General features: G+C 39.7%; 10 protein-coding genes. All 10 read left to right on the top strand.

Annotated elements, in window-relative coordinates:
* Positions 1-286: 286 nt before the first annotated feature.
* Complete coding sequence (locus tag EDD69_RS14010) at positions 287-1,012, top strand: GntR family transcriptional regulator (RefSeq protein WP_132949534.1); 726 nt, start codon at positions 287-289, stop codon at positions 1,010-1,012.
* Between the two features lie 99 nt (positions 1,013-1,111).
* Positions 1,112-2,206 carry a BMP family lipoprotein gene (locus EDD69_RS14005; RefSeq protein WP_132949533.1) on the top strand — a complete coding sequence of 365 codons (1,095 nt, stop codon included), beginning with the start codon at positions 1,112-1,114 and terminating at the stop codon, positions 2,204-2,206.
* 145 nt (positions 2,207-2,351) lie between these two features.
* The gene (locus EDD69_RS14000; RefSeq protein ID WP_132949532.1) at positions 2,352-3,881 is read left to right on the top strand and encodes an ABC transporter ATP-binding protein; all 1,530 of its coding nucleotides are present in this window, start codon (positions 2,352-2,354) and stop codon (positions 3,879-3,881) included.
* Positions 3,878-4,924: an ABC transporter permease gene (locus EDD69_RS13995; protein WP_132949531.1), complete on the top strand. Its 1,047-nt coding sequence runs from the start codon at positions 3,878-3,880 to the stop codon at positions 4,922-4,924. The genes EDD69_RS14000 and EDD69_RS13995 overlap by 4 nt, the downstream gene beginning before the upstream one ends.
* A complete protein-coding gene (locus EDD69_RS13990; protein WP_132949530.1) occupies positions 4,925-5,884 on the top strand; it encodes an ABC transporter permease in 960 nt (319 codons plus the stop codon). It begins immediately after the preceding gene.
* A 113-nt stretch (positions 5,885-5,997) separates the two neighbouring features.
* Positions 5,998-7,275 carry an EF-P 5-aminopentanol modification-associated protein YfmF gene (gene yfmF / locus EDD69_RS13985; protein ID WP_132949529.1) on the top strand — a complete coding sequence of 426 codons (1,278 nt, stop codon included), beginning with the start codon at positions 5,998-6,000 and terminating at the stop codon, positions 7,273-7,275.
* A complete protein-coding gene (gene yfmH / locus EDD69_RS13980) occupies positions 7,272-8,555 on the top strand; it encodes an EF-P 5-aminopentanol modification-associated protein YfmH (protein WP_132949528.1) in 1,284 nt (427 codons plus the stop codon). Before yfmF ends, yfmH begins: the two co-directional genes overlap by 4 nt.
* Before the next feature lie 19 nt (positions 8,556-8,574).
* Positions 8,575-9,288, top strand: a complete 714-nt coding sequence (ymfI, locus tag EDD69_RS13975; protein ID WP_132949527.1) for an elongation factor P 5-aminopentanone reductase — start codon at positions 8,575-8,577, stop codon at positions 9,286-9,288.
* Positions 9,289-9,355: 67 nt separating this feature from the next.
* A complete protein-coding gene (locus EDD69_RS13970) occupies positions 9,356-9,607 on the top strand; it encodes a DUF3243 domain-containing protein (protein WP_132949526.1) in 252 nt (83 codons plus the stop codon).
* Positions 9,608-9,863: 256 nt separating this feature from the next.
* Positions 9,864-10,655: a YmfK family protein gene (locus EDD69_RS13965; protein WP_132949525.1), complete on the top strand. Its 792-nt coding sequence runs from the start codon at positions 9,864-9,866 to the stop codon at positions 10,653-10,655.
* Positions 10,656-10,670 lie beyond the last annotated feature (15 nt).

Raw genomic sequence — 10,670 nt, 5'->3', positions numbered from 1 at the left:
CGTCTTTCAAAACTGTTTGCGTTCATATCCATTATGGGAAGGAATGATGGATTTTCATGCATGGGTGGGGAGTAAAATTACTCATGGATGTTTTTGTATAAAATGTTAATAATAATGTTATATTATTAAAATCGTTTACATCATTTTAATTCCGACTTTTTTCGACAAAATGTATATTCGCTATTTATTTATGAAATGAAAAGTGTTATATTATTATCAAGAAACATATAATTGTCTAACATCAGAGGTCTGATATCTTGGAAATTAATTGTATGGGGGCTTGGTGATGTCGATTAAGTCGGACCATCGTCATTTGTATTTACAAGTGATTGATCGGATTAAACATGATATTGAAACAGGGGTTTATAAAGAAAAAGAGAAACTGCCTTCTGAATTTGAACTAGCGAAACAATTAGGAGTTAGTCGAGCAACGTTGCGGGAGGCGCTCCGTGTTCTTGAGGAAGAAAACGTTATCATTCGTCGTCACGGCGTTGGTACCTTTGTCAATTCTAAACCAATGTTTACATCGGGGATTGAACAATTAAGCAGCGTCACGGACATGATTAAACAAGCTGGCCGTAAGCCTGGTACGATTTTTCTCTCCTCTTCGATTCAAAGTCCGACTGAGGAAGATATAAAGCGTTTTCAATGTTCGAAAGATGAAGAAATTTTAGTTGTTGAACGAGTTCGAACAGCAAATAATGAACCAGTCGTGTATTGTATCGATAAAGTCCCTTGTAAATATTTACCTAAAGGGATTGCTTATGAAAAAGAGTCATTATTAGAAATATTACATAATGAAGCGAATCGTTATATTGCTTATGCGGTTACTCATATTGAACCGCTCGGTTATCACGAAAAAGTATCACCGATTTTAGAATGCGACCCTGAATCGGCTTTGCTTGTACTAAAACAGTTGCATTTTGACGAAAACGATGAGCCGATTCTTTATTCGATTGACTATTTTAAATCTGACAAATTTAGTTTCCACGTATTAAGAAAACGCGTGTAGTTCAAATCTTTTTAAGGAGGTGACGCCATCCGAGAAGGGTTGAAGTTCACGAAACAAAGTTTTTATATTTCTAAATTTTATCCAAGGGGGTAAAGATTGATGAAGAAAAAGCGTTTAGGTCTATCACTTTCTCTTTTATTGACTGCCGGTATGCTTTTAGGAGGTTGCGGGCAAGCTAAAGAAGACAAAGCAGCAGAAGAAGGAAAAGGTAATGGCTTTAGCGTAGCGATGGTTACAGACGTTGGTGGAATTGATGACAAATCGTTCAACCAATCTGCATGGGAAGGCTTGCAAAAATTTGGTGAAGAGAACGGTTTGAAAAAAGGAAAAGGCGGCTATGACTATCTACAATCACAAAGTGACGCTGACTATGCAACGAACTTAAATAAACTCGTTCGCAGTAAATTCGATTTAATTTTCGGGATCGGTTTCTTAATGACGGATGCTATTACAGAAATTGCTGATCAAAAACCAAATAATAAATTTGCGATCGTTGACAGCGTTGTTGAAAAGCCAAACGTAGCAAGCATTATATTCAAGGAGCATGAAGGTTCATTCCTTGTTGGGGTTGTTGCTGGTTTAACGACGAAAACGAATAAAGTTGGTTTTGTTGGCGGTATGGAAATCCCGTTAATTGAGAAATTTGAAAGCGGATTCCTCGCAGGAGTAAAAGCTGTCAATCCGAACGCAACAGTAGAAGTTCAATATGCTGGAGCGTTTGATAAAGCGGATAAAGGAAAAGCGATCGCTTCAAGTATGTATGCATCTGGAATTGACGTCATTTACCATGCGGCAGGTGCGACAGGAAACGGTGTGTTCTCTGAAGCCATCGACTTGAAAAAACAAGATCCAAATAAAGAAATTTGGGTCATCGGTGTTGACCGCGACCAATATGAAGAAGGAAAAATTCCTGGAACAGATAAAAGCGTAACATTAACATCCATGGTTAAGCGTGTAGACGTTGCGGTTTATGACTTAGCAACAAAAACGAAAAATGGAAACTTCCCAGGTGGGCAAGCGGTTGAGTACGGACTTAAAGAAGATGGTGTTGGCATTGCTCCATCAACAGACAACCTTTCTCAAGATGTGTTAAAAGCTGTCGAAGAGTGGAAACAAAAAATTATTAACGGCGAAGTAAAAGTGCCAAAAACTCGTGAAGAATATAAAGAATTTGAAGCAACATTAAAGAAATAAAAAACTAAATAAAAAGGCTAGTGAAAACTAGCCTTTTTATTGAAATTAAATCATTAGATCATTAAATCATTAAATGAAAAGTTGCAAGTTTTTGCAGCTTTTCATTTGGTGATTTTAACATGCTCATACAAGGAGTGAATGATGATTGGAATACGTAATTGAGATGTTGAATATCCGCAAAGTATTCGGTAATTTCGTGGCAAACGACAACATTACCCTTCAATTAAAGAAAGGAGAGATTCATGCCCTTCTTGGCGAAAACGGCGCAGGAAAATCAACGCTGATGAACGTTTTATTCGGTTTATATCAACCGGATGGCGGGGAAATTCGCGTAAAAGGAAAAACGGTTAAAATTGCAAATCCAAATGTTGCGAATGATCTTGGAATTGGGATGGTCCACCAACATTTTATGCTTGTTGATACATTTACAGTAACAGAAAACATTATTTTAGGAAGTGAGCCAACAAAACGCGGACAAATTGATATGAAGCGCGCAGAGCAGGAAGTAAGGGAGCTCTCTGAACGCTATGGGCTTGCCGTTGATCCAACGGCAAAAATTGCTGACATTTCGGTTGGAATGCAGCAACGTGTAGAAATTTTAAAAACGTTATATCGCGGCGCAGATATTCTCATTTTTGATGAACCGACAGCCGTATTGACACCGCAAGAAATCCAAGAGCTTATTCAAATTATGAAAACACTTGTAAAAGAAGGGAAGTCCATTATTTTAATTACGCATAAGCTGAAAGAAATTATGGAAGTGTGCGATCGTGTAACGGTTATTCGTCGCGGTAAAGGAATTGGGACGCTTAACGTTTCGGAGACAAATCCAAATGAACTAGCCGCAATGATGGTTGGACGCGAGGTTCATTTCAAGACGGAAAAGAAACCTCCAAAAGTAGGAAAACCTGTGTTGGAAATTAAAGATTTAGTTGTGAAAGATTCTCGCGGCGTGACCGTTGTTGATCATCTAAACTTGACTGTTCATAGCGGGGAAATTGTCGGAATCGCGGGCGTAGATGGAAATGGACAATCAGAATTGATTGAAGCGATTACGGGCCTCATCAAATCAGAATCGGGTTCCATCAAGCTAAATGGAAAGGAAATCCGTAACTTAACGCCGCGTCAAATTACGGAAGCAGGTGTTGGCCACATTCCACAAGATCGCCATAAACACGGACTTGTTCTCGATTTTCCAATTGCTGAAAACATGGTATTGCAAACTTATTATAAAGAACCTTATTCGAAAAACGGCATTTTAAACTTTAAAAAGATTTATGAAAAAGCTCGTCAATTAATTCAAGAGTTTGACGTTCGTACTCCTGATGAATACACAAAAGCGCGCGCGCTTTCAGGAGGAAACCAACAAAAAGCGATCATCGGCCGAGAAGTGGATCGCGATCCAGATCTTTTAATTGCTGCGCAACCGACTCGCGGATTGGACGTTGGGGCCATCGAGTTTATTCATAAGCGGCTCATTGAACAACGCGATAAAGGGAAAGCGGTATTGCTTGTTTCCTTTGAATTGGATGAAATTATGAACGTCAGCGATCGAATCGCTGTCATTTACGAAGGAAAAATTGTGGCGATTGTGGATCCGAAAGAAACAACAGAACAAGAACTTGGCTTGTTGATGGCAGGAAGTAAACGGAAGGAAGCAGGTGTTTCATCATGAATTCAAATCGTCTCACCAATATTATGATTCCTATTTTCGCGGTATTGCTTGGAATTCTTGCTGGTGCAATCGTCATGATTGTGAGCGGATACGATCCGATTGCAGGATACTCCGCGCTTTTGTATGGAGCGTTTGGTGATCGATATTATATTGGAGAAACGATTCGTCAAGTCACTCCATATATTCTTGCGGGATTAGCGGTTGCATTTGCCTTTCGAACAGGTTTGTTTAATATCGGCGTCGAAGGTCAGTTGATTGTCGGATGGCTTGCAGCTGTATGGGTAGGAGTTTCTTTTGAACTTCCAAAATTCATTCATTTACCTCTTGCCATTTTAGCGGCAGCGATTGCTGGAGCTTTATGGGCGTTTATTCCGGGAATTTTAAAAGCGCGGTTTAAAGTGCATGAGGTTATTGTTACGATTATGATGAACTATATTGCGTTGCATGTGTCGAACGCAATTATTCGTTCTGTATTATCAGATCAAGGATTTAAATCAGAAAAAATTCATGCTTCCGCTTCTTTACGATCCGAATTTTTACAATCGATTACCGATTACTCAACGCTACACTACGGAATTATCATTTCGCTCATTGGTGCGGTCGTGATGTGGTTTTTACTTGAAAAAACGACAAAAGGATATGAGCTGCGAGCAGTTGGTTTTAACCAGCATGCATCCCATTATGCTGGGATGAATGTAAACCGCAACATCGTTTTAGCCATGGTCATTTCTGGTGCCTTTGCAGGTGTTGCTGGAGCGATGGAAGGATTAGGGACATTTGAAAACATTTCAGTAAAAGCAGGATTTACGGGAGTCGGCTTCGATGGAATCGCGGTCGCTCTTCTTGGTGGAAATAATGCGTTTGGAATTATTTTCGCTGCCATCTTGTTCGGAGCGTTAAAGGTTGGAGCATTAGAGATGCCATCAAGCGCTGATGTACCGACAGAACTTGTCGATATTGTCATCGCTCTTATCATTTTCTTTGTTGCGTCAAGCTATTTGATTCGTCTTGTACTTAATCGCTTCAAAAAGGAGGGAAAATAAGTGGACTTCTTTAACATTCTCGAAATTATTATTCCTTCCGCGATTTTCTTTGCAGCGCCACTTATTTTCACCGCGCTTGGTGGCGTATTTAGTGAACGCTCCGGCGTTGTAAATATCGGCTTGGAAGGGTTAATGGTGATTGGAGCATTTGTTGGCGTTGTGTTTAACCTTACATTCGCGGATCAATTTGGCGATTTAACTCCTTGGTTGGCCATGTTGGTAGCGATGGTCGTTGCTTCTTTGTTTTCTTTATTGCATGCGGTCGCTTCCATTTCATTGCGTGCGGATCAAGTCGTTAGCGGTGTAGCCATCAACTTTTTAGCTTTAGGTTTATCGTTATTCCTTGTGAAAATGATGTATGGAAAAGGGCAAACCGATCAAGTTGAAGTCGGTTTTGATAAAATTGATATTCCGATTTTGAGCAAAATTCCGATTATCGGTCCATTGTTTTTCTCAAATGGTTATATTCCATCCTATATTGCGATCGTCTTAGCATTTATCGTTTGGTATGTGATCTATAAAACTCCTTTTGGTCTTCGTCTCCGCTCTGTTGGTGAACATCCAATGGCTGCGGATACGATGGGAATTAACGTAGCAAGAATGCGCTACATTGCCGTTATGATCAGCGGCGCTTTAGCTGGAATCGGCGGATCCATTTATGCGACGATTATCTCGCGCGATTTTAGTCATGCGACGATTTCAGGACAAGGATTTATGGCGCTTGCTGCGATGATTTTCGGAAAATGGCATCCGCTTGGAGCGATGGGAGCAGCTCTCTTCTTTGGTTTTGCGCAAAGCTTGAGCATTGTTGGTCAGGCCATTCCGTTTTTGAGAGATGTTCCGACGGTTTATTTGCTTATTGCTCCTTACGTTTTAACCATTTTGGCATTAACAGGATTTATCGGACGGGCGGATGCGCCAAAAGCATTAGGTACACCGTACATTAAAGGAAAACGATAAAAATATTATGTAAACAAGGAACTCGATCAACATCGGGTTCTTTGTTTTTTGTCATGAAAAGAGATATGATGAAAGATAATAAAAACATATGATATAAAAAAGGAGGGTTTTCAATGTTTCAAGAACAAATTGAACAGATTCAAGGATTGCGGCTTCATCTCATTCCAACGGAGAAGTATAAAACGAATACGATTGTTTTTAAAATGAAGGCACCGCTCAGAAAAGAGGATGTTACATTGCGAGCGTTGTTGCCCTATGTGTTACAAAGCGCAACGAAAACGCATCCGACGATGATGCAATTAAGAAGTTATTTAGACGATCTTTATGGAGCAACGTTACATGTCGATTTAATGAAAAAAGGAGAGTATCATATTATTACGTTTCGGATCGATATTGCGAATGAAAAATTTCTAAAAGACGCTGCTCCTCTTTTAAGTAAAGCGCTTGAGTTGCTTCATGAAATTCTTTTTTCACCGTTGCTTGAAAATGGAGCGTTTTCGACGAAGATCGTTGAACAAGAAAAACGGGTATTAAAGCAAAAAATTCAGTCCATCTTTGATGATAAAATGCGCTATGCGAATTTGCGGCTCGTGCAAGAAATGTACAAAGGAGAGCCTTATGCCCTCGATGTTCATGGAGAATTGCAAGATGTGGATCAAATTGATGCAAAGCGTCTCTATGCGTATTATGAACGAGCGCTAAAAGAAGATGACGTTGATTTATATGTAATCGGGGATGTGGATATAGCAGAAGTAAAAACGATGGTTGAACGCCTTTTTTCATTTAGCCCGCGAAAAGGGAATGCATTAAACGATGGCATTAGAAAGACAAAAGCGGAAGTGAAAGAAATCATCGAACGGCAAGATGTCAAACAAGGGAAATTAAATATTGGCTATCGTACAAACGTTACATATAACGATGACGATTATTACGCGTTGCAAGTATGGAACGGCATTTTTGGCGGCTTTTCTCATTCGAAACTATTTATCAATGTGCGGGAAAAAGCAAGCCTCGCTTACTATGCCGCTTCGCGTGTGGAAAGCCATCAAGGATTTCTCATGGTGATGTCGGGAATCGAACCAAAAAATTACGAAAAGGCTGTAAAAATTATAAATGAGCAAATGGAAGCGATGAAAAAAGGGGATTTCACCGATGAAGAAATAACGCAAACGAAGGCGGTCATTCGCAATCAGCTGTTAGAAACCATCGATACGCCGCGAGGAATGGTTGAAGTTTCTTATCATAATGTGATTGCGCAGCGCAAGCGGCCTTTTCATGAGTGGTTACAGGGAATTGACGCTGTGACGCGCGACCAAATTGTTCAAGTAGCTAAAAAAATTGAGTTAGATACAATTTATTTCCTTACAGAAAAGGACGGTGAGAATCAATGAAAACGATTCGTTACGAACAATTGCAAGAACAACTTTTTTATGAAAAACTAGAAAACGGATTAGATGTATACATTTTGCCGAAAAAAGGATTTAACAAAACGTATGCAACATTTACGACGAGATATGGTTCCGTTGATAACCGATTTGTACCGTTTGGCCAGACGGAAATGAAGCAAGTTCCTGATGGAATTGCCCATTTTTTAGAGCACAAACTATTTGAAAAAGAAGATGGGGATGTATTTCAACAATTTAGCAAACAAGGAGCTTCAGCCAACGCTTTTACATCGTTTACAAGAACCGCTTATTTATTTTCAAGCACAACAAACGTTGAAAAAAATTTAGAGACGCTCATTGATTTTGTCCAAAGTCCGTATTTTACAGAGCAAACCGTTGAAAAAGAAAAAGGGATCATTGCGCAAGAAATTCGAATGTATGATGACAATCCAGATTGGCGTCTTTATTTTGGATTAATTGAAAGCATGTATCACGAACATCCTGTAAAAATAGATATTGCAGGTACGGTTGAATCGATTTCGGAGATTACAAAAGATTTGCTGTATGAGTGCTATGAAACTTTTTATCATCCAAGCAATATGCTTCTCTTTATTGTTGGTCCTGTTGATCATGTAAAGATAATGGAACAAATTCGTCAAAATCAAGCTCGAAAGACGTTTCGTGCAGCTGAAAATATTCAACGTTGGCATTACGAAGAGCCGACGGAAGTAGCAGAAGCAAAAAAGGTCATTGAAATGAATGTGCAAACGCCAAAATGTTTGGTAGGAATCAAAGCGAAAAATGTGTCGCGCCTTGGTCAAGAAAAATTAAAACATGAATTAGCGATGAATGTTTTGCTTGATTATTTGTTTGGCAAAAGTTCTCCGCACTATGAACGGTTATATCAACAGGGCTTGATTGATGAAACGTTTGCGTACGATTATACAGAAGAAAAAGAATTTGGTTTTGCCCTAATCGGAGGAGATACACCGGATCCGGATCAATTAGCAACGGAGTTAAAACAAACATTGTTTCAATTTACAACCATTCATGAGAATGAATTAGAGCGAATTAAAAAGAAAAAAATCGGCGCTTTCTTACGTTCGCTTAATTCGCCAGAATACATTGCCAATCAGTTTACGCGCTACGCATTTAACGAAATGAGTTTATTTGAAGTCGTTCCGACGTTGGAAACGTTAACGGTAGCTGATATTGAAGCGGTAGCGAGCGAATGCTTGGACGAAAAGCAATTAACCGTTTGCCAAGTTGTTCCTAAAGCAAGATGATTAAAGCAAGGTGATCAAGGTGAAATATGCGTTAGTAACAGGGGCGAGCGGCGGGATTGGGCAAAGCATTGCCCATCAGCTCGCCCAAGATGGTTACCAACTTTATTTGCATTATCATCGCAATAAAGAAGCTTTAGTGTCTTTATCCGAACAGCTTTCGGTACAAGTGCATCTCGTTCAGGCGGATCTTTCTTGTTCATCAGGTGTTGACCATTTGCTGTCGCAAATTCATCATCCCATCGATGTGCTTGTTCATAATAGCGGCAACAGCTTCTATGGGCTCGTAACGGATATGAGCGATGAGCAAGTTCAGCAAATGGTTCAATTACATGTGACAAGTCCCTTTTTAATCACGAAAAGACTGCTTCCGCAAATGATCAAAAAACGAAGCGGTCAAATTGTTGTGATTTCTTCTATTTGGGGGTTAACGGGCGCTTCTTGTGAAGTGCTTTATTCGATGGTCAAAGGGGCGCAAAATACGTTTGTTAAAGCGCTAGCGAAAGAAGTTGCCCTAAGTGGAATTCGCGTCAATGCCATCGCTCCTGGAGCCATTGCTACGCCGATGATTGCTCATTTAAACGAGGAAGAACTCGCCGATCTTGCCGAACAAATCCCGCTTGGCCGGATTGGGACACCAGAAGAAGTGGCGAAAGCTGTTTCATTTTTAATTTCTGATGACGCCTCTTATATCACCGGGCAAATTTTATCTGTTAATGGTGGTTGGTATTGTTAATAAAAGCATAATTTTATTGCAAATGAGGCAAACTGTTCTTGAAACGAATTTCAAGGAGGTTTGCCATATGTCTGTTCTTGATAACTTTGAACAGTGGAAAAGCTTTTTAGGCGATCGACTTCATCAAGCGCAAGATCAAGGAATGAGCCAACAAGTTATCTCTGATCTTGCCTATCAAATCGGTGATTATTTGGCGAAACAAGTCGATCCAAAAAATCCTGAAGAACGCGTATTATCTGATTTGTGGAGTGTTGCAAACGAACAAGAACAACATGCCATCGCTAATATGATGGTGAAACTAGTGCAAAATAAAAAATAAATCAATGAAAAGCTGGTTCGCAATTTTTGCGCCAGCTTTTTTCATCATGCTATTTGCTTCTTTCAATGTGTTTACTTTTTCACAAAAAAGAATTGCTCCTTTTCATCTATTTATAGCGATGTTAAAATAGAAATAGATGTTTTTTCTCGACAAAATCTCATTGATCATGTGGACGAGCGCTTGCGATTGAGAACGAGAATATAGTAGTATGTGTTTAGCGAACATTGTCTAATTTTGGCGGGGGGAGGAAGGGGCAATGGAAAAGCAGGAATGGTATTTGGAGTATGAAATACATATGAATCGTCCGGGGTTATTAGGGGATATTGCATCGCTGCTCGGCATGCTCTCAATCAATATCGTGACCATTAACGGGGTCGATGATTCACGGCGCGGAATGCTCCTTTTATGCGACCATCATGAACAAATTGAACGATTGGAATCAATTTTACGAACAATGGATAATATAACCATTACTAAGCTGCGTCAGCCGAAATTGCGCGACCGACTTGCTGTTCGGCACGGGCGCTATATTCAACGCGACGCAGATGATAAAAAAACATTTCGTTTCGTACGCGATGAATTAGGGCTTCTTGTTGATTTTATGGCCGAACTTTTTAAACAGGAAGGGCATAAATTAATCGGGATTCGTGGAATGCCTCGTGTCGGCAAAACAGAATCGATCGTTGCGGCAAGCGTGTGCGCCAATAAACGCTGGCTTTTTGTTTCTTCGACGTTGATTAAACAAACGATTCGAAGTCAATTAATTGAGGATGAATACAGTGAAAACAATATTTTTATCATTGATGGAATTGTGTCAACGAGACGAGCGAATGAGCGACATTGGCAGCTCATTCGTGAAATTATGCGTTTGCCTGCAACAAAAGTGATCGAACATCCTGATATTTTTGTAAGACATACGGAATATACGTTGGATGATTTTGATTATATTATTGAACTGCGCAATCACCCTGCTGAAGAGATTACGTATGATCTCGTTGATCATTCTCCTCTTTTCACAAATGATGGTTTTTCTGATCTAGATTTTTAGTAAAAAGATGGAAGG

This window comes from Thermolongibacillus altinsuensis (genome assembly GCF_004341205.1).
Taxonomy (GTDB): Bacteria; Bacillota; Bacilli; order Bacillales; family Anoxybacillaceae; genus Thermolongibacillus; species Thermolongibacillus altinsuensis.
This window is presented reverse-complemented; position numbering and strand designations above follow the sequence as displayed.